Below are 25,419 nucleotides of genomic sequence, written 5' to 3'. Positions count from 1 at the left end.
CTGTGGGAATTATTCGGCAGTTCGCATTAAAACCATTTCGGTACGGGCTCAGCGCCACCTCGGCGCCGTCCCGGGGTTTGTGCGAACACGGCACACGGACGGCGGCCCTCGGCGGGCCGCCGCGGCGACCTGTCAGGCCAGCCGGTCGACGTCCGCCAGCACCGCGGTCGCGGTCTCCCGGCCGCCGGCGCCCCGCCCGGAGATGTTCAGCCGGCCGGCGTGCTCGGTCTCCAGCTGGACGATGTTCATCGTGCCCGAGACCGCGAGCGCGTCGTTCTCCGGGACGAGCCGCGGCCCGACGCGCGCGCCGTCGTCGGTCACCTCGCCGATCAGCCGGACCGTCCGGCCGTCCTCGGCCGCGAGGTCCAGCGCCGACGGCGGGATGTCGGTGATGCCCTGCACGTCGACGTCTGCCAGCGAGTAGCCGCCGCCGTGGATGACGTTCGCGAGGATCGCGCACTTCAGCGCCGCGTCGGTCCCCTCCACGTCGAACGTCGGGTCGGCCTCCGCGACGCCGAGGTCCTGGGCCTCCGAGAGCACGTGCTCGTAGCCGAGGCCCTCGGCGGCCATCCGCGTCAGGATGAAGTTCGCGGTGCCGTTCAGCACGCCGCGCGCCGCGGTGACGCGCTCGGCGCCGACGCCGTCGATGGTCGCCAGCGCGGGGATCGCGCCGGCGACCGTCGCCTCGAACAGGAGCTCGCCCGCGCTCTCCCGCTCGAGCGCGCGCAGGTCGTCGTAGCGCTCCGCGACCGGTCCCTTGTTCGCGAGGACGACGTGCCGGCCGGCCGCCAGGGCGGCGCGCGCGTGCCCGAAGCCGGGCTCGGCGTCGCCGAGCGTCGTCGGCGTCGCCTCCACGAGCACGTCGTAGTCGGCGTCGAGCGCGTCCGCCGGGTCGGCGTCGCCGACCGTCCCGGCCTCGTCCTTGTGGTCGAGCGCCGCCGCGACGTCCACGCCGTCTGGGTCGACGACCGCTCCCGTCGAGTCCGCGAACGCCGTCACGACGTGGCCGTACTCCGCCGCGAGCTCCGCGACCGACCGGCCCACGTCGCCGGCGCCCAGCACCGCGAGTCTCATTGTTCACCCACCAGGGGTTCGACGACGACGAGGTCCTTCGCGTCCGCGACGCCGCGCACCTGCTCGACGGCGCGCTCCGCGCTCCCGGACTCGATGGCGAGGCGGACGCGCGCGGCCGACACGCCGTCGGTCCCCTCCTCGGTCGTCAGCGAGAAGTCCGCGACCGACGCCGTGCCGCAGGCCTCCAGTTCGGAGAGCGTATCCGAGAGGTCCGTGTCCACGAGGTCGCCGACCAGCAACACGGTGACGGCCTCGCCGTACCGCTCGGCGTCCGCCTGGATGACGGTCACGCCGGCCTCCCGGAGCGCCGCCACGATGCGGTCGAAGCGCTCCGGCGGGCACTCCAGGTCGACCTCCACGGGGATGTGGCCGCGCGGCGTCAGCGACCCGCGCTCGTGGAAGATCGACAGGAGGTTCCCGCCGTTCTCCGCGATGGGCGAGAGCGCGCGCAACAGCTCCCCGGGCTCGTCGACGAGCTCGAGGCGGAGCGTGTGCGCGCGGTCGGCGGCGTCGCTCACCGAACCCCCTCCGGTGCAGCCGCACCCGGTGTCGCTGTCGGCAGCGAGCGCTGTCGCCGTCGCTCGGTGCCGATGCCACGCCGGGCGCGTCTGCCTGCGTGCATACCTCTCCCTGGGGTCGCTCCGCGCTATAAGCCTTCGGCCCGCACAAATCCTACCGCTGTACTCGGGACGTGGGACAGCGGTCGCTGTCCGTCACAGCGTACGCGCGTTTCGCCGGCGAGCAGTGCTTGCCGAGCCCTCGCTCACTCCGTTCGTGAGGACACTGCGCGAGCGGAGCGAGCGAGGAAACCCCCCGCAGCAAAACGGGCCGTTAGAAGTAGTCGATCTGCTCGGGCAGCTCGGTCTTCATGCCCTTGCGTTCGCGGATCTCCGCGATGATCTCGGGCTGGAGGTTGTCGGCCATGACGCGGAAGCCGGCGTTCTCCGTGTTCCAGGACGCCCGGCCCTCGGTCGCGGAGCGGATGTCACTGGAGAAGCCGATCATCTCCTCGACGGGCGCGATGCCCTCGACGACCATCATGCCGCCCTCCTGGTACATGTCGTCGACGCGGCCGCGGCGGCCCTGGATCTCGCCGGACGCGGCGCCCATGTGCTCGGACGGCACGTCGATGCGGACGTTCTGGATGGGTTCCAGCAGGCGGATCTCGGCGTCCATGAGGCCGCGGTGGACGGCGTCGCGGACGGCGGGGATGACCTGCGCGGGGCCGCGGTGGATGGCGTCCTCGTGGAGGCGCGCGTCGTGCAGGCGGATGAGCGCGCCCTCGACGGGCTCGGCGGCCAGCGGGCCGTCCTCGAGGGCTTCCTGGAGGCCCTCGACGACGAGTTCCATCGTCTCGTTGAGGTGCTGGATGCCCTTCGTGTCGTCGACGAAGACGTTCTTCCCGATGATGTCCTCGACGTTCTGGGAGGTGTCCTTGTCCATGCCGGCGTCCTGGAGGACCTCGCGGCGCTCCTGTTCGGGCATGTCCATGGAGACCTCGCCGAGGCGGAGCTGCTCGAGGATGTCGTCGCCGAGCTGCTCGATGGTGATGTAGAACTTGTTGTGGCGGTTCGGCGACACGCCCTCGACCTCGCGGGACGCCGAGGTCGGGGACTCGCGGTAGACGACGATGGGTTCGCCCGTGTTCACGGGGATGCCCTGGTTGCGCTCGATGCGCTGCGTGATGACCTCGAGGTGGAGTTCGCCCTGCCCGGAGATGAGGTGCTCGCCCGTGTCCTCGTTGATCTCGATCTGGATGGTGGGGTCCTCCTTGGCGACCTGCTGGAGCGTCTCGATGAGCTTCGGCAGGTCGTCCATGTTCTGGGCCTCGACGGACTTCGTGATGACGGGCTCGGAGATGTGCTCGATGGACTCGAACGGCGTCATCTCCACGCTGGAGGCGGTCGAACCGGCGATGGCGTCCTTCAGGCCGGTGACGGCGGCGATGTTGCCGGCGGGGACGCGGTCGACCTCCTCGCGCTCGCCGCCCATGTAGATGCCGACGCTCTGGATGCGGTTCTTGCCGGCGGTGCCGGAGACGTACAGCTCCTGGCCCTTCTCGAGTGTGCCGGAGAACACGCGGCCGGCGGCGATCTCGCCGGCGTGCGGGTCGATGCCGATGTCGGTGACCATCAGGACGACCTCGCCCTCGGGGTCGACCATCCGCATCGTCTCCGCGAGGTCGCTGTCGGCGTCGCCGCGCCAGATGCGCGGGATGCGCATCGGCTGGGCGTCGATGGGGTCGGGGAAGTGCTCGCACACCATGTCGAGGACGACGTCCGAGAGGGGCGTGCGCTCGTGGAGCTCCTGGCGCTTGTCGGCGCGCTCGAGGTCCATGATGTCGCCGAAGTCCATGCCGGTGCGCTGCATCGACGGCATCGAGACGCCCCACTTGTAGAGCGCGGAGCCGAACCCGACGGTGCCGTCCTCGACGGAGACCGTCCAGTCCTCGTCGATGTCGTCCATCTCCTCGGTCATCCCGCGGATGAGCTCGTTGACCTCGCGGATGACGCCGAGGAGGCGTTCCTGCATCTCCTCGGGGCCCTCCTGGAGTTCGGAGATGAGGCGGTCGACCTTGTTGATGAACAGCGTCGGCTTCACGCCCTCGCGGAGCGCCTGCCGGAGCACCGTCTCGGTCTGGGGCATCGCGCCCTCGACGGCGTCGACGACGACGAGCGCGCCGTCGACGGCGCGCATCGCCCGCGTGACGTCGCCGCCGAAGTCGACGTGGCCGGGCGTGTCGATGAGGTTGATGAGGTGGGCTTCGCCCTCGTACTCGTGGGTCATCGAGACGTTCGCGGCGTCGATGGTGATGCCGCGCTCCTGTTCGTCCTCCTCGGTGTCCATCGCGAGCTGCTCGCCGGCGGACTCCTCGGCGATCATCCCCGCCCCGGCGAGCAGGTTGTCCGTGAGGGTCGTCTTGCCGTGGTCGACGTGCGCGGCGATGGCGATGTTCCGGATCTGCTCGGGTTCGTCCATCAGCCGTTCGCACTGTTCGACAATCTTCTTGCGTCGGCCCATTGGGAAGTCATACTGCCAGCGGGTTCAAAAGGGTAGTGTTTTCCGTGGACCACGGCACGACGGAACACGCCGTGCAGGCGCCAGCGCGCGGCGTTCCTCGGAGCGGGACCGCGCTGCCGGCGGCGAAAGAGTCTTTGCCGGAACTGCCTTGGTAAGAAGACACATGGACCTGCGCGTGACGGGAGCCGGCCCCGCCGCACCGTTCCTCGGCGCTCGGGACGTCTTCGAGACCGAACACGACCTCCAGCACCCCGTCGAGGTCCGCGTCCGCGAGAGCCCCGACGAGCGCACGTGGGCGGGCCACTACGACGACCACCACGTCCTCAACATCTCGCGACAGGCCGCCACGTCGGCGATGGCCCGCGAGCTCGCCCTCCACGAGTTCGCGCACATGCACCGCCACGAGCACGACCACCCCAGCCACGTCCTCCCGATGGACGAAGTGCTGTTCCTCGCGCTCACCGGCCGCGAGGTCGAGCGCCGCGTGCTCGCGCACTGCTACCAGATCGCCAACCACGTCAAGGACATCTACGCCGACGACATCACGCTCTCCGTGGGGCCGACGGACAAGCTCGTCGCCTTCCTCGAGTCCGAGCTCGCCGCCGCCGTCGCCGACCGGCCCGCCGCCGGCCCGACGGTCGGCCAGCGCCTCACGGCCGGCGCCGACCCCTCGATGACCGCGGTGAACGCGGCGTTCGCGCTCGCGCTCCTCGAACGCCACGACGCGGTCGGCCGCGGCCACCGCATCTACGACCTCGCGCACGCCGCCGGCGAGGACGCCCCCGAGATCGACGTCGACGCGTTCCGCGAGCGCTTCGCCGCGCTCGCCGCCGACCCCGACGAGAGCGACTGCCGCCGCGGCCTCGTCGACGCCATCCGCACGTACGTCGACGCGCAGGCGAGCACCGCCGGTCCGGCAGCGGACTAGGCCGTCACGCGGGTTCCGCCGCCGACCCGGCCGTCAGGCCGGCGTGATGCGGACGAGCCGGTCGTCGCCCTCGCGGGGGAACTGCTCGCCCTGCGCGCGGCCGTCGCGGTTCGACGTCACCGCGTACAGCGTCCCGTCCGGCCCCTGTTCGACGTGCCGGATGCGGCCGAGTTCGTCCTCCAGTGTGGTGTGGTGGACGGCGCTGTACCCGTCGTGCATCCAGTCGGCGTCGAACCGCTTGCCGCCGTTCCCCGCGGACGCCGGCTCGCCGTCCGTCGGGTAGACCGTCACGAGGTTGACCCGCTGGGAGATGAGCCCGCCGACGACGAGGCGGTTCTGCCACGACGGCACCGCGTCCGCGGTGTAGAACACCGACCCCGGCGGCGCCCACGTCTCGTCGGTGTTGACGACCGGGCGCGCGTAGTCGCTGCCGCGGTACGTCTCCGCGGTGCGCGCGCGCTCGCCCTCGGGCCCCCACCCGTAGTTCGCCCCGGCTTCGAGCACGTTCACCTCGTCGTGGGCCGACGGTCCGTGCTCGGTCGCCACCGGCGTCGCGTCCGGCATGAACGTGATGCCCTGGGGGTTCCGGTGGCCCATCGTGTACACGCGCGGGTCGCCGCCGTCGATGCCGGGGTTGTCAGCCGGCGCGCTCCCGTCCGGCTCGAGGCGGAGCACCTTCCCCGCCAGCGAGGACGGGTCCTGGGGGAGCGGCTTGACCGTCCCCATGTCTGGATTGGCCAACGCGGCGTCGCCGGTCGTCACCCAGAGGTAGTTCTGTGGGCCGAACGCGAGCCGCGCGCCGTTGTGGATGATCTCGTTGCCGGGGATGTCGTCGACGACGACCGTCTCTGCGTCCGCGGGGTCGTCCGCGGAGACGTCGAAGTACGAGAGCCGATTGACGAAGGGGTCGTTCCCGGAGACGGCCGGCCCGCCGTCGTGGGTGTAGATGGCGTACACGAGCGGGACGTCCGGGTAGTTCGGGTGGACGGCCAACCCCATCAGGCCGCCCTCGCTGCCCGCCTTCCACCAGCCGTTCTCCTCCCCGGGGGCGACCCAGTCGGCGTGGTCGATCACCTCCGGGGTCGCGACGGTCTCCAGGTCGTCGGAGGTGTACCGCGAGATCCGGCCGACGCGCTCGCTGATGAACAGGTCGCCGTTCGGCGCGAACGCGAGGTCCCACGGGATCTTCAGGCCCTCGACGACGGTTTCGGTCTCAACGTCCAGGTTCGGCGCCTCCACGGGGTGGGACCAGTCGGGGTCGTACTCGCTCCAGCTCTCGACGTCGTGCTCGACGGCGAGGTCGTACTCGTCGTCAGCCACGGTCGTCACGGTCGCCTGCGTGCCGGAGGGCGTGGTCGTCGTCGAGTCGGCCGGTTCGCTCGGCGACGCACAGCCGGCGAGTCCGGCGACGCCAGCCAGCCCCATCGCAGCGAGGAACGAACGGCGGGTCTCGCGCATACCCCACGTTCGGGAGGCCACAGTTAACTGCTTTCAGGTATCGGCCCGACGTCGCCCGGGCGTCGACCGCACCACGGCGCAGTCGCTGGCCGACTGGAGAACTGAGAGAACTGCAGGAGAGACCGAGCGGTCCGCGTCAGCGGGCCGCGGCCGCGACGCGCTCTTTCTCCTCTTTCTGGCCGACCGCGTACGTCTGGACGTCGTAGTCGGCGGCGCCGACGAGCTGCTGGGCGAGCGCCTCCGCGGCGTCGGTCGGCGTCTTGAACGACGCCGAGTGCGCGCCGTCGGCGATGAACTTCAGCGCCTGGTCGACGCGGCGCTGGGGCGCGACGTCGACGGCCTTCGGCACGGAGATGCCGCCGTACTTCAGGCGGACGGTCTCCTCGCGGGGCGCGGCGTGCTCGACCGCGCGCACGAGCACCTGCACGGGGTTTTCCTCCGTGCGCTCGTGGACGACGTCGAAGGCGTCCTGGACGATGCGCAGCGCCTGCTGTTTCTTGCCCGTGTTCTCGCCCGTCTTCATCAGGCGGTTCGCGAGCCGCTCGACGACGCTGATCTCGGACTTCTTGAACTGCTTGGAGGCGTGCCGGCCCATCGTGTGCGCGACCGGCGTCACCGCGAGGTAGCGTCGCGTGCTCGGGTCGCTGTACTGGACCTCGGAGACGTCCCACTTCCCGAACAGCAACGCGTTCACGTCCTCGTCGTCGCTGCCGGCGGGCGCCTCCGGTTCGGGGGCTTCTTCCTCGCTCATGGTTATCGCACCGGCTTCTCCGCGTTCCCGCGGACGAGTTCGATGAGGCTCACGCCGTTGACCTTCTCGACCTTGTAGTTCACGCCGGAGAGGTCGCCCATCGCGCGGCCCTTCGCGCCGCCGATGCCGGCGATGGTGACCTCGTCGTGCTCGTCGATGAACGAGATGGCGCCGTCGCCGGGGCAGAACGCGGTGACCTGCTTCCCGTTCTTGATGAGCTGGACCCGGACGCACTTCCGGATCGCGGAGTTCGGCTGCTTCGCTTCGATACCCACCTTCTCGAGGACGATGCCGCGGCCCTGCGGCGCGCCCTCGAGGGGGTCGGACTCCTTCCCGAGCCCCCGTTCTCGCCGCGCGTACTCCGAGTCGGACCACCGGTGCTTCTGGCGGTCCTTCTTCAGTTTCCGAGCGGCGTACTTGCCGTTCGACATACAGCCGAATACCCAGCGGAGACACTTAAGCCGTACCTTTTACTGCGCTCAGTCGCTGCGCTCCTTCGCTGGTAAAAGCTACGCCAAAAGCTCTCCTCGCTCCCGTTGGTCGGTCGTCGGCCCGCGCTCCCTGCGGTCGCGCCGTGAACGGCTTCGCTCGGGCTCTTAGAGCCGCTCGCTCGCCGATGCTTGCAACCTAATTGGTCACTCTGCTGTCGAGCATCCGGCGACCGAGTGGTCCGAAGGACCCGGAAGGTCGCCGGTTCGCCGCGCGAGTGAACGTAGTGAACGAGCGCGGGCCGACGACCGAACGGAGCGCGTCAGCGCGAAGTGAGGGAGGAGTGCTTTTGGTGTCGGTTTTGCCGAGGGCGCGCGAAGCGCGCCCGCAGCGCAAAAGCGCCTATGTGAGCTGGATGTCGTCGACGTCGAAGTGCCGTTTCGCGAGCGTCTTCGCCGCCTGGATGTTCTTCCCGCCGGCGCCGATGGCGACGCCCTTGTCCTCGTGGGCGACCTCGGCGTACGCGACGGTGGTGTCGTTCTCGCTGATGGTGACGTTGTAGACGGCGGCCGGCGACAGCGCGTTCGCGACGAAGCCCTCCGGCGTCGGCGCGTCCTCGACGAGCACGACGTCGCGGCCGAGCTTGTCCTCGAGGGCCTCCACGCGGCTGCCGCCCGGGCCGATGGCGGTGCCCATGTCGCCGGCGGCGACGACGAAGACGACGCGGTCCTCGTCGTCGTCGACGACGCAGTCGACGGCGGTCGCGTCGGTCGCGTCCTCGAAGGCCGCGATGAGTCGGCGCGCCTCGTCGGAGAGCCGGACTGTCATCGGTTCAGTCGGACTTGCTGGCGCCCATGCGGAGGTCGACGTCGCCCGTGCCGAGCCGCACCGGCTTCCCGACGATGACGTTCTCGATGACGCCGTCGAGGTCGTCGGCCTCCCCGTAGATGGCGGCGTCCAGCAGGTGGCTGACCGTCACCTCGAAGGCCGCGCGCGCCAGCACGGAGTCCTTGTTCCCGGAGATGCCGTGCCGGCCGATGGACTGGATGGTGCCGTCGTTGGTCATGATGTCCGCGACCAGCATCAGGTGGCGGATGTTCACGTCGCCGAGGCCCTGCTCCTCGAGGGTGGTCATCGTCTCCTCGATGATGGCCTCGCGGGCGGCCTCGATGCCGAGGGTCTTGTGGACCTCGTGGATGTTGTTGCAGGTCGTCCGGGAGGCGTCGACGCCCTCGATCTTCAGCGTCTTCTTGAACGCCGACCCCTCCGTGTAGAGGACGAACTCCTCGCCGCGGTCGGTCTCCTCGCGGCGGATGACGACGCGGGAGACGTCCTCGATGCCCTTGAAGACGATGTCGCGGAGCTGCTCGACGAGCTGGAGGAGCTCGCGGTAGGAGGGCTCGCTCGGCCCGAACTCGAGGACGGTGCCCTGCTGGGTGACCTGGACGCCGAGGCTGCCCTCGATGGTCTCGGCGATCTCGGCCGCGATCTCCGTCGTGGAGTCGACGAGCGGCCACCGCTCCTGGAGGGTGTCCTCGTTCAGGTCGATGCGGACGACCATGTCCGCGACGTTCGTGGAGATGTCCCCGAGCGCGAGGATCTTCGTCGCCTCGATCTTCCAGACGACCTCGTGGGCCTTCTCGCGCTCCTCGGCGTACTCGTCCTCGAGGTGCACCGTCATGATCGGCGTGTCCGGGGTCTTCCGGGCGTCCACGAGCTCGATGAGCCGCGGCAGCCCCTGCGTGACGTCCATCTCCGCGACGCCCGCGTAGTGGAAGGTGTTCATCGTCATCTGGGTGCCGGGCTCCCCGATGGACTGCGCGGAGACGGTGCCGACGGGGTCGAGGGGGTCGACGCGCGTGTCGAGGTACTGGGACTCGACGGCGGTCGCGATCTCCTCGGCCTGCTGGACGGTGACGCCGTCGCGGTCCGCGATGGCGTCGAGCACGCGGTCCTTGAGGCGCCGCGGCAGCTCCGTGTCCTCGACGCGCTCGCGCATCGCGTCCGTGACCTCAGTCATCGGACTCCACCTCCCAGGACGCGCCGTGCTCGGAGAGGTTCGTCGGCGGCTCCTGGACGCCGAGGAACTCCTCTTTCTCGGTCTCGCTGTCGAACTCCGCCTCGACGATGCGGTCGGCGATCTGTTCGACGTCGATGTCCTTGCTCTCCGAGGAGGACACCTCGACGGGCGAGGTGCCGTCCTCGCCGAACTCGAACTGCACGATGGTGTCGCTGGTGTCCCGGACGGTGCCGTCGTACTGGGTCTCGAGTTCGGAGAGCGCGTTGATGAGCCGGCGCTGGAGGTAGCCGGACTTCGACGTGCGGACCGCCGTGTCGACGAGGCCCTCGCGGCCGCCCATCGCGTGGAAGAAGAACTCCTTGGGCGTCAGGCCGCTCGTGTAGGAGTTCTCCACGAAGCCGTGGGCCTCGCTGGAGAGGTCGTTCGGCTCGAAGTGACTGAGCGTGCGGTCCTCGTAGCCGCGGTTGATGCGCTCGCCGCGGACCGCCTGCTGGCCGACGCAGCCCGCCATCTGCGTGAGGTTCAGCATCGACCCGCGCGCCCCGGACTCGGCCATCACGACCGCGGGGTTGTCCTCGTCGAAGTTCTCCGCGGCGACGTCGCCGGCGGAGTCGCGGGCCTTCCCGAGGGTCTGCATGATCTTCATCTCGAGGGTCTCGTCGACGGTGCGTCCCGGCAGCGACTCGAGGTCGCCGTTCTCGTAGGTCTCGATGAGCTCCTGGACGCGGTCGTAGGCGGACTGGATGGCCTCGTCGATGCGCTCGCGGGCCTCCTCGGAGACGGTCTCGTCGTCGATGCCGATGGAGAACCCGAAGTGCATGATCGAGCGCATCGCCAGCGCGGCGACCTCGTTGATGAAGATGCGCGCGCGAGTCCGGCCGTGGACCTTCGCGATGGTGTCGACGATCTCGCCGCCGAACCCGCCGACCTCGTCCTCGGCGATGGTGCCCTCGACGAGCTGGCCGTTCTCGATGACGACCTGCTCGCCGACGGTGCCCGTGAACTCGAGGTTGAGGTCGTCGGGCAGCAGCTCGCTGAAGAGCTGTCGGCCCACCCAGTACGGCTCGCCGTCGTCCTCGCCGGCGGGCTCGGGCAGCTCGTTGATGGAGGTCTGCCGGAGGAGGTCGGAGGCCTGCGTCTCGTTGAACCGGGGGTTGGTGTGCGTGAGCAGGTACGTCCCCGAGATGTGGTCCTGGATGGCGCCGATGATGTTCTCGCCGAACCGCGGCGAGAGGATCTGCTCCTGGACGCGCATCAGCACGCGCGCCTCCGCTCGCGCCTCCTCGTTCTGGAGGGCGTGCATGTTCATCTCGTCGCCGTCGAAGTCCGCGTTGTACGGCGGGCAGACGACCGTGTTCAGGCGGAACGTCTTGTACGGCATCACCACGACCTCGTGGGCCATGATGGACATCCGGTGCAGGGACGGCTGCCGGTTGAAGATGATGATGTCGCCGTCGATGAGGTGGCGCTGGACCTCCCAGCCGGGCTCGACGCGCTCGGCGAGCTCCTCGCAGACCTTCTCGGTGACGCGGACGCGCCGGCCGTCGGGCCGCGTGACGTAGTTCGCGCCCGGGTGGGCCTCGGGGCCGTTCCGGACGTACCTGCGGGCGCGCTCGACGTTCTGCTCGTTGACGACCATCGTCTGGGTCATCTCGGTCGCGACCCGGTCCGGCACGCCGACCTCGTTCAGCGACAGCGTCGGGTCGGGGCTGATGACGGTGCGCGCGGAGAAGTTCACGCGCTTCCCGGACAGCGAGCCGCGGAACCGCCCCTCCTTGCCCTTCAGGCGCTGGCTGAGCGTCTTCAGCGGGCGGCCCGAGCGGTGCCGGGCGGGCGGCGTCCCGCTGATCTCGTTGTCCATGAACGTCGTGACGTGGTACTGCAGCAGCTCCCAGAGGTCCTCGATGATGAGCTGGGGGGCGCCCGCCTCGCGGTTCTCCATGAACCGCTGGTTGATGCGGATGATGTCGACGAGCTTGTGCGTGAGGTCGTCCTCGCTGCGCTGGCCGTTGTCCAGCGTGATGGAGGGGCGCGCGGTCACCGGCGGCACCGGCAGCACCGTCAGGATCATCCACTCGGGGCGGCTGCGCTCGGGGTCGATGCCGAGCACCGCGAGGTCCTCGCCGGGGATGTCCTCGAACCAGTCGCGGATGTCCGAGGGCATCAGCTTGTTCATGTCCTCGGTGGTGAGGTCGGCGCCGATGGCCGCCTCGATGGCCTCGCGGTCCTCGCGGCGCGGCCGGAACTCCCCGGAGAGGATCTCGTTGACGCGGCTGATGTCGATGCCGGTCTGCTCGGCGAGCTCCTGGGGGCTGACGCCGCTCTCGTCTGCGTCGGGGTCGGGCTGCATCGCGGCGGCGATGCGCTCGCTGTAGTCGCTGGCCAGCACCTGCTGGACCTCGTAGTACGTCGTCGGCTTCTCGTGTTTGATGTCGTACTGGACCTCGCCGCAGTGCGGGCAGTGGTCTTTCTTCCGGGCCTCCCGGATGGCGGCCTTCGTGACGTCGCTGACGTCCTCGCGGAGGCTGCGCGTCCGGTCGAGGTCCTCGCGGTACTGGTCTTTCTCCTCGTCGGTGAGCAGGAGGCGCGCGCACTCCCGGCAGGTCCCGCGGAGCAGCCGGCGGATGAGCTTCGCGAACCCGACGTGGATGACCGGCGCCGCCAGCTCGATGTGGCCGAAGTGGCCGTTACAGCTCCCGGAGCGCTGGCCGCAGGTCTTGCACTCCAGGCCGGGGTCGATGACGCCCAGCCGGGGGTCCATCAGCCCCATGTCGATGGGGAAGCCGTCGTCGTCGTACGTGTCCGCGGTGATGACCTTCGTCGCGGACATGTCCCGGTACTCCTCTGGGTCCATCAGCCCGAAGCTGATCTCGCCGATCTCCTTTGGGGATTGGCCTGTGCTCATACTGCGTCCTCCAGTTCGAGGCGCGGCGCGATGCCGAGCGCCTTCATCTCGTCCAGCAGCAGCTTGAACGCGTAGCTCATCTCGATGCTGTGGACGTCCGTCTCCTCGCCGCAGTTCGGACAGTAGACGCGGCGCTGCTCGTAGTTCTCGACGGCGGTCATGCCGCAGTTCCCGCAGACGTGGATCTCCTCGCGGTCCGAGGAGTCAAGCAGCCGCTCTTTGAGCACCATCGAGGCGCCGTGCCCGATGACGGTGTCACGCTCCATCTCGCCGACCCGGAGGCCGCCTTCGCGGGCGCGGCCCTCGGTCGGCTGGCGCGTGAGCACCTGCACCGGCCCCTTCGAGCGGGCGTGGAGCTTGTTCGACACCATGTGGTAGAGCTTGTGGTAGAAGATGGTGCCGACGAAGATCTCGGCCTCGACCTTCTCGCCGGAGACGCCCGAGTACAGGACCTCCTTCCCGGAGGACTTGAACCCGCGCTCCTGGAGCGTCGACCGGATCTCCTCCTCGTCCTCGCCCGTGAACGCGGTGCCGTCGACCGACCGGCCGTCCATGGAGCCGGCCTTCCCGCCGAGCATCTCCAGGACGTGGCCGACCGTCATCCGGGACGGCAGCGCGTGCGGGTTCAACACGAGGTCGGGGACGACGCCGTCGCCCGTGAACGGCATGTCCTCGTGGGGCGCGAGGTGGCCGACGACGCCCTTCTGGCCGTGCCGGCTCGCGAACTTGTCGCCGAGCTCGGGGATGCGTTCGTCCCGGACGGAGACCTTCGCGAGCTTCGAGCCGTCCTCGCCCTCCATCAGCGTCACCGTGTCGACGACGCCGTCCTCGCCCGAGCGCATCGTCACCGACGTCTCGCGGCGCTTCTGGGGGCTGAGGCCGCCCATGTCCTCGGGCTCCTCGAGGAACCGCGGCGGGCTCGTCTTCCCGAGGAGCACGCTGGACTCGTCGACCTGCGTCTCGGGGTTGACGAGGCCGTCGTCGTCGAGGTGCGTGTACGCCTCCTCGCCGCGGGCGCCCCGCACGTCGTCGCCGGGGATCTCGAAGCGGTCCTCCTGGCCGCCCGGGTAGCGGCGCTCCTCGCCCTCGTACGTGCGGAAGAAGTGCGAGCGGGCGAGCGCGCGGTCGACGCTGCCCTTGTTCATGACGAGCGCGTCCTCGATGTTGAACCCCTCGTAGCTCATCACGGCGACGACGAAGTTCTGGCCGGCGGGCCGGTCGTCGTAGCCGATCTGCTCGGTCGTCTGCGTCCGCACCATCGCCTGCTGGGGGTAGTGCAGGAGGTGCTGGCGGGTGTCCGGCCGGATGCGGTAGTTCGCCGCCGGCAGCCCCAGGCTCTGTTTCATCATGCCGGCGCCCATCGTGATGCGGGGGCTGGCGTTGTGCTCGGGGTACGGGATCATCCCCGCGCCGATGCCGAAGATGAGCTGGGGGTCGATCTCGAGGTGCGTGTGGTTGTCGGTGAGCTCGTCCTCGTCGACGCCGACGAGGACGTCCTCCTCCTCCTCGGCGTCGATGAACTCGACTTTCCCCGCGCGAACGAGGTCCTCGAAGTCGATGTCGCCGTTCTCGATGGCCGCGAGCTCGTCGTCGGTGACGAGCGGCTCGCCGTCCTCGACGACGAGCAGCGGGCGGCGCGCCCGCCCCGCGTCCGCGTTCACGATGACCTCGTCCGTGCGGTCTTTCACCGAGACGTTCACCATCTCGGAGACCTCGCCGCGGCGGCGGGCCTCCCGGATCTGTGCTGCCAGCTCCTCGGGGTCCTCGTGGGTCCCGACGAGACTGCCGTTCACGTAGACTTTCGCTTCTCGTTCCGTGCTCATGTTAGTCGTCCGCGGATGTCGCTTCCGTGTTGATGCCCGGGATGCCCTCGACGCCCATCGACGACAGCTCCCGTTTCAGTTCCCGCTCGTCGTCGACGGTCTGTGAGAGCTCCATCGCCTGCGCGAAGTTCTTCACGAGGCCGCAGTTCGGCCCCTCCGGCGTCTCCGAGGGACAGATGCGCCCCCACTGGGTCGCGTGGAGGTCCCGCGCCTCGAAGTGGGGCTGCGACCGGCTCAGGGGACTGCGCAGCCGCCGCAGGTGACTGAGCACACCCATGAAGTCGGTGCGGTCGACGAGCTGGCTGACGCCGGACCGGCCGCCCACCCAGTTCCCGGTCGCGATCGGGTGTTCGAGGCGCTCGGTCAGGACGTCGCTGCGCACCACCGTGTTCACGGTGAGCTCCCGGTTCCGCATGTTCGCGCGCTCGAGCTGGTACTTCACGTCGCGCGCGAGCTTGTTCAGCGCCGTCCGGAAGAGGTCCTTCATGAGGTCGCCGCTGACCTTCAGGCGCTTGTTCGCGTAGTGGTCCTTGTCGTCGGCCTCGCGGCGGTCGAGCGCGAGCTCGAAGCACGCCTCGGCCATCCGGCAGAGGTAGTAGGACTTGTTGATGCGGGTCTCCTCGTCCTCGACGCCCTCCTCGTGGAGGTGCGGGAGGAGGTAGCGGTCGATGACGTAGTTCGCGCGCTTCAGCTGGTAGTTCTTCCCCTGCCCGGAGGCGACGCGCTGCCCGAGCGTCTCGATGGCCTCCTCCTGGGTCTGGACCTCCGCCTCCTCGAGGTTCTCCAGCATGAACTTCACGATCTCGGGGTCCTCGCTGACGCGGTGGACGATCTCCTCGTCGCTCTCCAGGCCGAGCGCACGCACCAGCGTCACGAAGTTGATGCTCCCCGAGACGGAGGGGAACGATACCTCGAGGATGCCCTCGCGGTTGCGCTCGACGAGCACGAGCGCGCGGTAGCCGCGGCGCTGACTGAACGTCTTCGCGACCTGGATCTCGTCGCCGTACTTCGAGTCGTACTCCGCGAGGATCTTGTTCGGCGCGAGGTCCTCGCTGGTCATCAGCACGCGCTCGCTGCCGTTCACGATGAAGTACCCGCCCGGGTCGGCGGGGTCCTCGCCGATCTCGACGAGCTCCTCGTCGCTGAACCCGGCGATGTTGCACTTCTCGGAGCCGACCATGATCGGCATCCGGCCGACCTTCGTCTCCGTGGTGTCGAGGACGCGCTCCTCTTCCTCCTCGCCGCCGCGCACGATGCTCATCTCCATGAACACGGGCGCCGCGTACGTGATGTTCCGGAGGCGCGCCTCCTGGGGGTACAGCAGCTCCTCGCTGCCGTCCGCCTCGCGGACGCGCGGCGTGACGATGCGGACGTCGCCGAGCTCGACCCACACCGGCTCCTCCTCTTCCTTGTCGCCGATGTCGGTCTCGATTCTCTCCTTCTCGGTGACGACCTCCTGCATGCCGCGCTCCAGGAAGGAGTTGAACGACCGGAAGTGGTGTTCGGCGAGCCGTTCCTTCGAGAAGTACGACCGCGAGAGTTCGCGTCGGTCTTCCAGTTGCATCTATTCGATCACCAGTCGGTACACGATTGCTTTGTCCGTCGTCCGCGAGTCCCGCACGATCTTCACGACGTCGCCGGTCTCGGCGTCGTCGGGCAGCGCCGGGTCCTTCAGTTTGATCTTCGGCAGGTCCGTCACCTCGATGTCGTAGTCCGCGAGCACGTCCTCGACGTCCTCGTCGTCGAGGACGGTGTGCTCCGGGACGAGTTCGTGTTGGCTTACGTCTACCATGGGTGTGCCTGGATGGGGGGAGAACTACCTCTCACGAGATACTACAGGCCAATTATCGCGGCGCGCAAATAAGTCTTGTCAACTTCGGCGACAGCGCGTCTCGCACCCGCGGAGCGCTTCGCCACCACGCCGCACACGGCCCGCGTTTGGAAAGCCTTAAGCGTGCCACCCGGCTACGACTGAGTGCAGCGAGCCCGGATGGTGTAGTGGCCCATCATACAACCCTGTCACGGTTGTGACGCGGGTTCAAATCCCGCTCCGGGCGCTTTCTCGGCGAACCCACATCGGCCAGCGACTGCAGCGTCGCTGGCCACGTGCAGACCGGTGACGCGGCAGGGATCTGGACCCTGTCAGGCGCGCGCAGCGACCGACCTGCCCGAGTACGACTGCCTCCGGGGCGACTCCCGCTCGCGGCGGACCGGCGCCTTCGGGGAGTTCACTGTACTGCACAGCGCCGCCTCTCCTGTTCCGGGTTCGGGCGAATCAGCACAATCGCGCCGGACTGGTGCCGCTCGTCGCACCGCGCACGAGGGGGCAGGCCGACGGACTGTGCTGTCCCGTGGACGGTGAGGGACCGCCCATGGACCCGACGCGGCTGTCCGGGAGCGACCGGATCTCTCCTGGCCCAGACGGCTCGAATCACCGGCGGCTGTGCTCCAGTATCCGCTGGGGCTGGCTGTTCGGTGGCGGTGACCGGTTCTGTGGCGGAGTGACGCCGAACCCGCGGTGTTCAACCCTCTGTCCGTATCATTTCGTCGAACGCGACCGCGACCGTCTCGGTGGGCGCGTCGTCGCCGGCAGTCGCGTCGAGTTCCGGCGGGGCGTACTCCTCGATCCACGCCCCGGAGAACTCCCACTGCAGCTCTGCCGTGCCGTCCTCGTTCTGTACCGTGATCGCGATCTCCCTCCGGCCCTCCTCGACTTTCCCTGCCCGTACGTCCGCGAACCAGTCGCGCAACGTGGACTCGCCCGGCACGAAGTTGCGTTCCATCTCGAGGTGGTCGAACGCGACCTCCCCCCACAGTGTCTGGTCACCGCCCTCGTACTCCTCCACCGCGACGGAACTACTGGGGAGTGTCACGCGCTGCCAGCCCGACACCGCTTGCCCGCCGATGCGGACTTCGAACCGCCCGGTGTTCGTCGATCCCTGCGTGTCTGTCTGCTGTTGTTGGTCTCGCATGGTCGTCTCAGTTGGCTCCGTGTTCAGGTCATCGAGCCCGACGTCTTGACAGCCCGCGACCACGACCGTCACGCCCCCGACTTCGATGGCCTCGATGAACTCCCGTCGGCTGATTGCTTCGTCCATGTGTCCCTCGTCTTGCCGTACCGCGGCCGACCGCCCCCTCGCTCACCGTCGCAGCGACGCCGAGTCGCTACCCGGACACCCCCGGTGGTCCAACAGGTCAGTAGACCCTCATCTCTCGCTCGAAGATTACGTACGGCACACATATAGTTTTCCCAGAACCGATACGCCGTGAAGGCGACGCGGCCCGTTCGACCCGCCGCACTGACTCACTGCAGTTACCGACGAGCCTGAGGCCGGCGTACACTCGCCGGTCGCGCGCAGCGTCTCTTTCCGCCGGTGCGACAGCACGAGCGTTCTCGCTGGCCGGGGAGGGGGCGCTGGGACCGGGAGTCGAACCGGCCTCCCTCCCGGCACCGATCGGCGGCGGACGGTTCGGTCGACGGCCGTCTCGGCGCGGAGCAGTCCCGCTGGCCTCGCCGACGGCCGCTGCACGCCGCCGGCCGTCCACGACGGGGCCGAGACCGACGCGGGAGTCGTCTCGGAGCACGCCGTGCTCGCAGCGGTGCTCGAGGCCCTCGCCGACGTGCGCTTCGAGCGACTCGACGGGGTGCACGCTGGGCGGTTCGCGCGTCCCGCCAGGAAGCCGCGCAAGGCCACGCGGGACGCCGCCCCCGAGGACGCGGTCTCCGCTGGGGCCGCCCTCGGTGCGACGCCCAGTTCTGGAGCGACGACGGCGAGTACGCCGACCGTGACGCCGTCCCGGTCGCGACCACTGGCGTCAGCGGCGACCGGTCCGAGCGCTAGCATCCCTCGCGACGGGCGGACGGCCACGGCGGCATCCTGTCGACCTCCAGCGGGCCGGTTTCCCTAGCCGCGCTGGGCGAACCGCCGCGTGACGTCGTACTCGTTGCCCGTGGCGATGTACGCGACGTCCTCGACGACGCCGCCGAGCTCGGGGACGATGCGCAACAGCGCGAGCGTCAGCGCGACGAGCGCGACGACGGACAGCGACTGCGCGAGCACGCGGTCCGCGAACAGGTACGACACCATGTTCGCGTCCGAGGTCGCGAACAGCGCGAACATCGCGTCCCGCATGAGCGCGCCGCGGAACCACTGCTCGCCGTGCGCGACCGCGATGAACACCACGCGGACGACGTTCAGCCCGTAGATGACGGGGAGCGCGACGGCGAGCGCCTGCAGCCGCCGGCGGAGCGGCGCGCGCACCGCGAGCGCGAGCCCGCCGACGATGCTCATGCTGCCGACGCCCGTGCACGCCAACAGCACGGTCGTCGTGAACTTGTGGCCGTCCTCGCCCGTGACGGCGTGCTCGCCCGTGAACACGAACTTCGCGGTGTACCCGTGGTCGCCCTCCACGATCGGGGGGTTGTACCCGAACTGCGCCATCAGCCAGTCGGCGTGCATCGTCGTCGTCTCGATGGCCCACTGCTGGAGTCCGGGCATCGTCTGGAACGGCAGGTAGAGCACGCCCATGACGGCGACCGCGCGCGTCAGCGTCTCGAGGCGCCGGCGGTCCGCCGCGACGAGGTACGCGGTGTACAGGCACGCCGGCACGGCCGCCGCGCTCAGCACGCCCTCGATGACGCTGAGCTGCGTGAAGAAGAAGTGCGGCACGAGCAGGCCCCAGAACGCCGCGAACACCGTCCACGCGCCGACCGCGGCGTACCGGCCGGCGGCGCGGTACTCGAGTGCGGTCAGCGCCGTGCTCGACGCGAACGCCGCGATGACGACCCACGCCAGCGCGTCAGTCACGGCAGTCATCAGTACGCGAGGGGACGACCGACGCACGCATAGGCGTGTCGGTGTCCGCGAGCGCCGCCGCGGCGACGCTGGCTGTGGGCCGCGGCCGGCGCCGCCGCTGGTCGAGTGCGGCGCGCGAAAGAAAATGCGTCGTGGAAGACCGCTACCGGCGGTCAGTCGTTATTCAGTTCTGGCGGAGTGCCAGGAAGGCCGCGCCGAGGATCGCCACGAGGGCGATGCCGACACCGAAGCCGGGGATGCCACCGCCGGACTCGCCGTCACCATCGTCTTCGGTGGTGGTGTCGTCGGCGGGCTCGGTGGTGTCATCTGCGGGTTCGGTGGTCGTGTCGGCCGGCTCGGTCGTGGTGTCCGCGGGCTCCGTGGTGGTGTCCGCGGGCTCCGTGGTCGTGTCAGCCGGCTCGGTCGTGGTCTCCTCGACCGCTTCGACGACGCTGCCTTCCGCACCGGCACTGTCGCCGTCAGGGTCGTCCGCGGAGAGTTCGAACGTGGAGTTCACCGAAGCGTCGCTGAAGTCCAGCGTGGCCGTCCACTCACCGTCTTCGACGGTCACGTCGTCGTCGGTGAGGATGTAGCCTTCACCGGGCGACTCGATGGACTCGGCGCGCACGGTCAGCTCCGTACCCGTCGCGGCGCTCGTTTCGCCGCTGAAGGTCTGGTCTTCCGCAGCTTCGACTTCGTACTCGTCCTGGTTGAACTCGAGCGTGCGCTCCTCAGCGGAGAACTCGGCGGATGCCGAGGCGTCCTCGCTGACGAGGCTGGTGTTGTCCGCGTCGAGAGTCGCCGTCGCGTTGTAGGCGTCTTCGCCCCAGACGAATTCGCGGTTGTCATCGTCTGCGTCCGTCACGTCGACGGCCGCGAGGTCAGCAACGACGTAGTAGGTGTCGTTCTCGGCGTCAGCGACGACCTCTGCGTTGTCGTTCTGGAGCGCAGTGGCGTAGTCCAGAATCTTGATGTCGGTGTTCGGCTGCTTGCTCGCCTCGGTCTGCTCGACGGTCAGCGAGAGCTCGCCGTTGTCGATCGCATTCAGCACGGCCTGCGTGCTGTTCTCGGTCGAGGCGTTCCGGAGAACGCCCTCGATACCAGTCGCTTCGAGCTCGTGGACGACGTAGTCCTGGTCCGCGATGGAGTCATCCTCGGAGAGCGGGCCCTCCGAGATGACTTCGTCCATGTCGGTGGCGGCAGGAGCCGTCCACATGTTCTGGCTGGTGACGCCGCTGGCGTCGTTCACGATGAAGCGACCGACGTCCTGAGAGCTCGCGTTGGCGTCGGCGCCAGCGCGAACGGTCATCCGGTAGCTGTCAGCGGCAATCGGCTCACTGAGGGGGTCCGAGACGAGTTCGATGTCGTCGATGACGGTGTCTTCACCTGCGATGAAGGCCTCACCGGCGGTTTCGGCGTTAACGTTGTTGTTGCCGCCCATCACGTAGGTGTTGACGTCGAACTCGGCGTAGCCGTCGCCGTCATCGTCGGTGACGGTGACGTTGACCTCGTAGCCGGATTCGTCTTCCTCACCGATGGTGACCGTGGCCTGGTCGTTGCTGGTCACGGACACGTTGACGGTGCTGATGTCACCGCGCTGGTTTTCGACCGTACCGGTGACGAACTCGGAGTCGTCGTCGGCTTCTTCAGTGACTTCGAATTCGTCGGTCTCGGCGGTGACACCGGACGCGATGTCAGTCACTTCGGCAGTGTAGTTACCGACGTCCTCGGCATCGACCTGATTGAAGTTCAGGGTTGCCTGACCGTCGGAGTCGATCGTTCCCTCCGCGGTGTAGTCGGTCTCGTCACCGTCCTCGTCGAGAAGGACCGCTTCGACATCACGGTCGATGTCGTTGGACTCGACGGTCACCTCGACGTCATCCGCCGTGGTGTACGAATCGGCGGAGGCCTCTGCGCTGAGGCCGAGGTTTTCGAGGGTGAGCGTGCCGACGTTATCGTTACTCGCGGTGATGTTGTACTCGCCGGTCTCGAGGTCGTCGGTGTCGTACACGTAGACCTCGCTACCGTTCCCGGAGCCACGGTTTGTGGTGTCGTCGTCGGGCGATTCAATCTCGAACGTGTCCGAGATGTTCCCCTCGATAGCCACGTTCGTGCCGACGTAGGCGTCCCGGTCTTCTGCGTCCGCCGCGTCAATCGTCTCGGGCGCGACGGTCACGTCAACCGCGTCACTACCGTTGATGGAGACACCAGTGAGACTGGTGTTCACTTCATCATTGGCAGTGCCGAACGCACTAGCGTCGATGGTGACGCGCTCATCGTAGTCACCGTGGGTGGACACAGCAGTATTGCCACCGTCGAGTTCGACGTCATCGTAGCCGTCGAACTCGAGAGTGATGTCTGTGCCAGCATCAATGTCCGATACGTTCTCAGTAAATGCCAGTTCGAGGACGCTGTCGTCGTCGGAATCCACGTAGTGCGTGGCCTTCCGAAGGTCCTCTTGGTCGACCTGCGCCGCAGCGCCTCCTGTGAACGCGATGCCGGCTGCGAAGACGCTGCCGATCATCAGCGCAGTCAGGAAGACCGCGCGGAGCTTGTCTGTCTTGCTTGTCATGGTTTGGTTGGTCTGCTTTCGGCACCTGCACCCCTCCCGCCCCACGGCAGGACGGTACTGGACGCTGGCACCAGTGGGTAGGGGTGTTCGGGATAACACACGAAATCGGTAAATACTTTGTGTTATTTGCAGGTCCAGCGGCGCGAAACGCGTGGTACGCATTCACACGCGAATCGCGAGTAGCGGCCGTCTGCCGGTCGTTCGCGACTCGGCGCGGTCGCACCTCCGCCCCGTAGTTTTAAGTAGTGGGTGTGGGGGTCGTTCGCACGACTCGCGGTGCGGGGCCGTCGGCTCGCGCCGCTCGCTCAGCCCGCCGTCTCACCCCGGTCGACGACGCGCTCCTCGCCCCCGTGCTCGGTCCGCCGCTCGCGCACGCGCACCGTCACCGCGGACTCGCTGGCGTCGTCCACGACGAGCGCGTCCCCCGTGCGCGCCGGCAGCCGCTCCCCGAGCGCGCCGTCGAGGTACGTCGGCCGCGTCGCCGCGAGCGCGTCCACGTCCCGGCCGCTCGTCAGGCGGTGCGCGACCACGAGGTCCGACTGGGAGACCGCCGCCTCGGGGAGCGCGCTCGGCCGCTGGGTCGCGAGCACCACGCTCGCGCCCGGCGCCCGGCCGCGCGTGTACAGCGTCCCGACCGCGTCCGCCGCCGGCCCGCTCACGCACGCGTGCGCCTCGTCCACGAGCAGCCACGGGAGCGGCCGCGCGCCCTCGACGGCCGCGCGGTAGAGCGCGTCCGCGACCGCGCAGCCGACCGCCCGGAGCGCCGCGCCCGCCAGCCCGGTGCAGTCCAGGACGCTGCCGCCCTCCAGCAGCTCCCCGACGCGCGGCGCGTCCGGCGCGAAACACCCCCAGGAGGCCGCGAGCGCGAGGTGGTTCGCGGCCGCGCGCCGCGCCGCGTCGCCGGCGTGCGCGCCCGCCACCCACTCGCGCATCCCGGCGAGCGCGTCGCACTCCGCGGCGGCCCGCCAGACGAGCGTGCCCGCCGCGCTCGCCGGGTCGAGGTCCAGCAGCCGACACCACGCCCGCGGCGGCAGCGCGTCCGCCCGCACCGCCGGCTCGCGGACCGCCAGCCCCGCGGCCGCCAGGCCGCGGAAGGCCCCCATCGGGTCCACGACCACGGGCGCCACCCCGGGCGCGTCCGCGAGCGCCTCCGCGAGCACGCCGAGCGTGTACGACTTCCCCGAGCCGCGCTTCCCGACCACGACGCCCGCGTGCGGCCGCGCGAGATCCACGCCCACCGGCGCGCCCAGGCTGCCGTCCGTCGCGAGGTAGCGGCCGAGCCGTCCGCGCGCGCCCGCCGCCGTCGACTCCGCTCCGAGCGACTCCCGTCCGAGGACGTCCATGCGAGTGGGTGGCCGCCCCACCGGGCTTGAACCCACGCACGAGGGTTTATCAGTGGAGCCGGGGCCATCCCGTGGCGTGTCCGACACACGCACCGTCACGCTCGACCTCGACTGCCGCCCGGCCGCCGACCGCCTCCGCTACCGCGAGTTCGCGCGCGACGACCGCGCCATCGAGGGCCTCCCCGTGCGGCTCGTCGTCGCGTTCGTCGTCGGCGTCGCGACGCTCAGCGTCCTCCTCAACATGGTCTCGGGCGTCGACACGCTCGCCGTCAGCGAACTCGACGCCAGCCCCGACCCCGACGTCGTCGCGCCGGGCAGCCAGACCGTCGACGTCACCGCCGTCGACGCCGACGGCAATCCGGTCGCCGGCGCCACCGTCGTCGTGCAGTCCGGCACCGCCGACCTCGACGGCGTCGCCACCGCCACCACCGGCGACGACGGCGTCGCGACCCTCGAGGTCGCCCCCGAACTCGGCCCGAACCAGGACCGGGGCACGCTCGCCGTCGACGTCAAGCCGCCCGCGGACTCCGAGTACGTCGACCGCCGCGAGAACAGCGACATCCTCGTCGTCCGCGAGTGACCGCCTGGCCCGCCCGGACCCGCCGCGCGCCTACCGGCCGTCCCAGTCGATCCACTCGTGCTCCCAGCCCGCCCGCGACTCGGCGGCCCTCGCGGCGCGCTCGCGGTCCTCGCGGACCGTGCGGTTGCGCTCGACCGCGCTCGCCTGCTCGCCGTCGACGAGCAGCGGCGCGAACGCCGCCGGCCCGTGGACGGACGCCACCTCGCCGCCCTCGACGGCGACGAGGCGCTGGTTGGTCGCGCCCTCCGGGTAGACCAGCCGTCCGCCGTCGACGAGCTGGTCGCACAGCGCCGGCGGCGGCGCCACCGCGGCGGCCTCGACGAGCACGCGGTCGAACGGCGCGTACTCGGGCAGGCCGTCGGCGCCGTCCCGGCAGTCCACGAGCACGTCCCCGTAGCCCGCGCTCGCGAGGTGGTCGCGGGCGTCGTAGACCACGCGGCGGTCGATGTCGACGGCGTGGACGTGCTCGCCGCCGACGATCTCCGCGAGCACGGCGGCCGTGTAGCCGACGCCCGCCCCGACCACGAGCACGTCGTCGCCGCGCTCGGGCGCGAGCGCGTCCACGAGCCGGCCGACCGTCGACGGCGCGAGCACGCGCGTGCCGCGGTGCTCGAAGGCCTGGTCGGTGTACGCGCGGTGGCCGGCGTCCACGAACTCGTGGCGGGGGACCGCCCGCATCGCCGTGCCCGTGGGGCGCGCCTGGACGACAGCCTTCGTGTCGTGTTCGAGGCTGTCGACCATCTCCTCGCGCAGCGCCGCGAACTCCATACGCGAGTGTTCGCGTCCAGCCTAATCAATCGCGCGTCTACGCCCCGCCACGAATCGGTACCCCGTGCCGGGGACGTCGCCGGCGTGGACGTCCTCGAATCCGGCGTCCGCGAACCACTCGCCTACGGTCGCCTCGCCGTGGCACTCCCCGCGCTCGGTCGTCGCGAGCAGCTCCGCGGTCGTCCCGGCGTCCGGCGTCCCGTCCGCGAACGCGTCGACGTGCACCACGAGCCCGCCCTCGCGGGCCGCCCCGCGGGCCGCGGCGAGCAGCTGCCGGTTCTCCCCGGGGCCGTGTTCGCGCGCGACGCCCGCGTGGAAGACCACGTCGAAGTCGCCGGCCGCGCCCTCGAAGGGGTCGCCGGCCACCAGGTCGACGCGCTCGTGTTCCAGCAGCGGCTCGACGGCGTCCACCACGGCCGGCCGGTCGAGCATCGCCGCGTCGAACCCGCGGCGCGAGAACTCCACGGCGTGCCCGGCCGCGCCGTCCGCGACGACGAGCACGCGCTCCGCGTCCGGGGCCTCCCGGACCGCCGCCGTCACCGCGGCGCGCACGCTCGCGTCCGACGCCGCCGCCTGCTCGCCGAGGCGGTTGCGCGTCCAGTCCGCGCCCCGCTCGGGGCGGTCGCCGGACCGCATCGTCCCGGGGAGCGCGACCAGCGCGTCCAGCCGGTCGAGGTCGTGGGGCAGCCGGCCGATCGAGCGCACGTCCGTCTTCGTGATGAACCCGAGCATCCGGTTGGTCGGCTCGACGACGCCGTCGACGTCCTCGAGCAGGCCGAGGTCGCGGAGCGCGTCCACTGTCAGGCGGGCGGCGCGCTCCGTGACGCCCGCCGCCTCGGCGACCGCCGCTGGCGTGTCCGCACTCGACACGAGCGCGTCCAGGACGCCGGTCTCTCTGGCGGCTCGCAGCAACAGCAGCTCGCGGTAGTCCATACCGGCCCGTCGGCCGCC

General features: G+C 69.7%; 20 protein-coding genes and 1 tRNA gene. 3 read left to right on the top strand and 18 right to left on the bottom strand.

The genetic code is table 11. The features are described 5' to 3' along the window. Nucleotides 1-132 precede the first annotated feature (132 nt). The 3 genes from U5911_RS03135 to U5911_RS03125 form a co-directional block, all read right to left on the bottom strand. On the bottom strand, nucleotides 133-1,074 hold the full coding sequence (locus tag U5911_RS03135) for a homoserine dehydrogenase (protein WP_336035213.1): 942 nt from the start codon (nucleotides 1,072-1,074) through the stop codon (nucleotides 133-135). Next, nucleotides 1,071-1,592 carry an amino acid-binding protein gene (locus tag U5911_RS03130; RefSeq protein WP_336035211.1) on the bottom strand — a complete coding sequence of 174 codons (522 nt, stop codon included), beginning with the start codon at nucleotides 1,590-1,592 and terminating at the stop codon, nucleotides 1,071-1,073. The genes U5911_RS03135 and U5911_RS03130 overlap by 4 nt, the downstream gene beginning before the upstream one ends. A gap of 313 nt (nucleotides 1,593-1,905) precedes the next feature. Continuing rightward, nucleotides 1,906-4,095: an elongation factor EF-2 gene (locus U5911_RS03125; RefSeq protein ID WP_336035209.1), complete on the bottom strand. Its 2,190-nt coding sequence runs from the start codon at nucleotides 4,093-4,095 to the stop codon at nucleotides 1,906-1,908. A gap of 163 nt (nucleotides 4,096-4,258) precedes the next feature. On the opposite strand from U5911_RS03125, the gene U5911_RS03120 reads away from it, so the two are divergent. Next, complete coding sequence (locus tag U5911_RS03120; RefSeq protein ID WP_336035207.1) at nucleotides 4,259-5,023, top strand: DUF5781 family protein; 765 nt, start codon at nucleotides 4,259-4,261, stop codon at nucleotides 5,021-5,023. Nucleotides 5,024-5,056: 33 nt separating this feature from the next. Here the strand turns inward: U5911_RS03120 and U5911_RS03115 are convergent, their stop codons facing one another. From U5911_RS03115 to U5911_RS03075, 9 genes are all read right to left on the bottom strand, one after another. Next, nucleotides 5,057-6,481, bottom strand: a complete 1,425-nt coding sequence (locus U5911_RS03115) for a PQQ-dependent sugar dehydrogenase (RefSeq protein ID WP_336035205.1) — start codon at nucleotides 6,479-6,481, stop codon at nucleotides 5,057-5,059. A 136-nt stretch (nucleotides 6,482-6,617) separates the two neighbouring features. After that, nucleotides 6,618-7,232, bottom strand: coding sequence for a 30S ribosomal protein S7 (locus tag U5911_RS03110; protein ID WP_336035204.1), 615 nt, complete (start codon nucleotides 7,230-7,232; stop codon nucleotides 6,618-6,620). A 2-nt stretch (nucleotides 7,233-7,234) separates the two neighbouring features. Further along, a complete protein-coding gene (locus tag U5911_RS03105) occupies nucleotides 7,235-7,663 on the bottom strand; it encodes a 30S ribosomal protein S12 (RefSeq protein WP_157500124.1) in 429 nt (142 codons plus the stop codon). A gap of 400 nt (nucleotides 7,664-8,063) precedes the next feature. Further along, on the bottom strand, nucleotides 8,064-8,489 hold the full coding sequence (locus U5911_RS03100; RefSeq protein ID WP_336035203.1) for a NusA-like transcription termination signal-binding factor: 426 nt from the start codon (nucleotides 8,487-8,489) through the stop codon (nucleotides 8,064-8,066). Between the two features lie 4 nt (nucleotides 8,490-8,493). Beyond that, entirely contained in the window at nucleotides 8,494-9,681 is a 1,188-nt protein-coding gene (gene rpoA2, locus U5911_RS03095) for a DNA-directed RNA polymerase subunit A'' (RefSeq protein WP_336035202.1), read from the bottom strand. Next, nucleotides 9,674-12,586 carry a DNA-directed RNA polymerase subunit A' gene (locus tag U5911_RS03090; RefSeq protein WP_336035201.1) on the bottom strand — a complete coding sequence of 971 codons (2,913 nt, stop codon included), beginning with the start codon at nucleotides 12,584-12,586 and terminating at the stop codon, nucleotides 9,674-9,676. Before U5911_RS03090 ends, rpoA2 begins: the two co-directional genes overlap by 8 nt. Beyond that, nucleotides 12,583-14,409: a DNA-directed RNA polymerase subunit B gene (rpoB, locus tag U5911_RS03085; protein ID WP_336035200.1), complete on the bottom strand. Its 1,827-nt coding sequence runs from the start codon at nucleotides 14,407-14,409 to the stop codon at nucleotides 12,583-12,585. The genes U5911_RS03090 and rpoB overlap by 4 nt, the downstream gene beginning before the upstream one ends. 1 nt (nucleotide 14,410) lies before the next feature. After that, the gene (locus U5911_RS03080) at nucleotides 14,411-15,973 is read right to left on the bottom strand and encodes a DNA-directed RNA polymerase subunit B'' (RefSeq protein WP_336035198.1); all 1,563 of its coding nucleotides are present in this window, start codon (nucleotides 15,971-15,973) and stop codon (nucleotides 14,411-14,413) included. Continuing rightward, on the bottom strand, nucleotides 15,974-16,201 hold the full coding sequence (locus tag U5911_RS03075) for a DNA-directed RNA polymerase subunit H (RefSeq protein WP_336035196.1): 228 nt from the start codon (nucleotides 16,199-16,201) through the stop codon (nucleotides 15,974-15,976). A gap of 192 nt (nucleotides 16,202-16,393) precedes the next feature. Here U5911_RS03075 and U5911_RS03070 point away from each other — a divergent pair. After that, nucleotides 16,394-16,466: transfer RNA gene (locus U5911_RS03070), tRNA-Asp, on the top strand. Nucleotides 16,467-16,931: 465 nt separating this feature from the next. Here the strand turns inward: U5911_RS03070 and U5911_RS03065 are convergent. The 4 genes from U5911_RS03065 to U5911_RS03050 all read right to left on the bottom strand — a co-directional run bounded on the left by U5911_RS03065 (nucleotide 16,932) and on the right by U5911_RS03050 (nucleotide 23,120). Next, entirely contained in the window at nucleotides 16,932-17,507 is a 576-nt protein-coding gene (locus tag U5911_RS03065; protein WP_336035195.1) for a phage tail protein, read from the bottom strand. Nucleotides 17,508-18,314: 807 nt separating this feature from the next. Then, the gene (gene artA, locus U5911_RS03060; protein ID WP_336035193.1) at nucleotides 18,315-19,226 is read right to left on the bottom strand and encodes an archaeosortase A; all 912 of its coding nucleotides are present in this window, start codon (nucleotides 19,224-19,226) and stop codon (nucleotides 18,315-18,317) included. 163 nt (nucleotides 19,227-19,389) lie between these two features. After that, complete coding sequence (locus tag U5911_RS03055; protein WP_336035191.1) at nucleotides 19,390-21,777, bottom strand: DUF7827 domain-containing protein; 2,388 nt, start codon at nucleotides 21,775-21,777, stop codon at nucleotides 19,390-19,392. Between the two features lie 305 nt (nucleotides 21,778-22,082). Then, on the bottom strand, nucleotides 22,083-23,120 hold the full coding sequence (locus U5911_RS03050; protein ID WP_336035190.1) for an ATP-binding protein: 1,038 nt from the start codon (nucleotides 23,118-23,120) through the stop codon (nucleotides 22,083-22,085). 169 nt (nucleotides 23,121-23,289) lie between these two features. Here U5911_RS03050 and U5911_RS03045 point away from each other — a divergent pair, with 169 nt between their 5' ends. Then, nucleotides 23,290-23,700, top strand: a complete 411-nt coding sequence (locus tag U5911_RS03045; protein WP_336035878.1) for a DUF7382 domain-containing protein — start codon at nucleotides 23,290-23,292, stop codon at nucleotides 23,698-23,700. 30 nt (nucleotides 23,701-23,730) lie between these two features. Here U5911_RS03045 and U5911_RS03040 read toward each other — a convergent pair whose 3' ends face one another. Next, on the bottom strand, nucleotides 23,731-24,468 hold the full coding sequence (locus U5911_RS03040; protein WP_336035189.1) for a protein-L-isoaspartate O-methyltransferase family protein: 738 nt from the start codon (nucleotides 24,466-24,468) through the stop codon (nucleotides 23,731-23,733). Nucleotides 24,469-24,489: 21 nt separating this feature from the next. Further along, nucleotides 24,490-25,401 (bottom strand): methyltransferase, encoded by a 912-nt coding sequence (locus U5911_RS03035; RefSeq protein WP_336035187.1) that lies wholly within the window; start codon nucleotides 25,399-25,401, stop codon nucleotides 24,490-24,492. Between the last annotated feature and the right edge of the window lie 18 nt (nucleotides 25,402-25,419).

This window comes from Halobacterium yunchengense (assembly GCF_037031165.1).
GTDB lineage: Archaea > Halobacteriota > Halobacteria > Halobacteriales > Halobacteriaceae > Halobacterium > Halobacterium yunchengense.
This window is presented reverse-complemented; position numbering and strand designations above follow the sequence as displayed.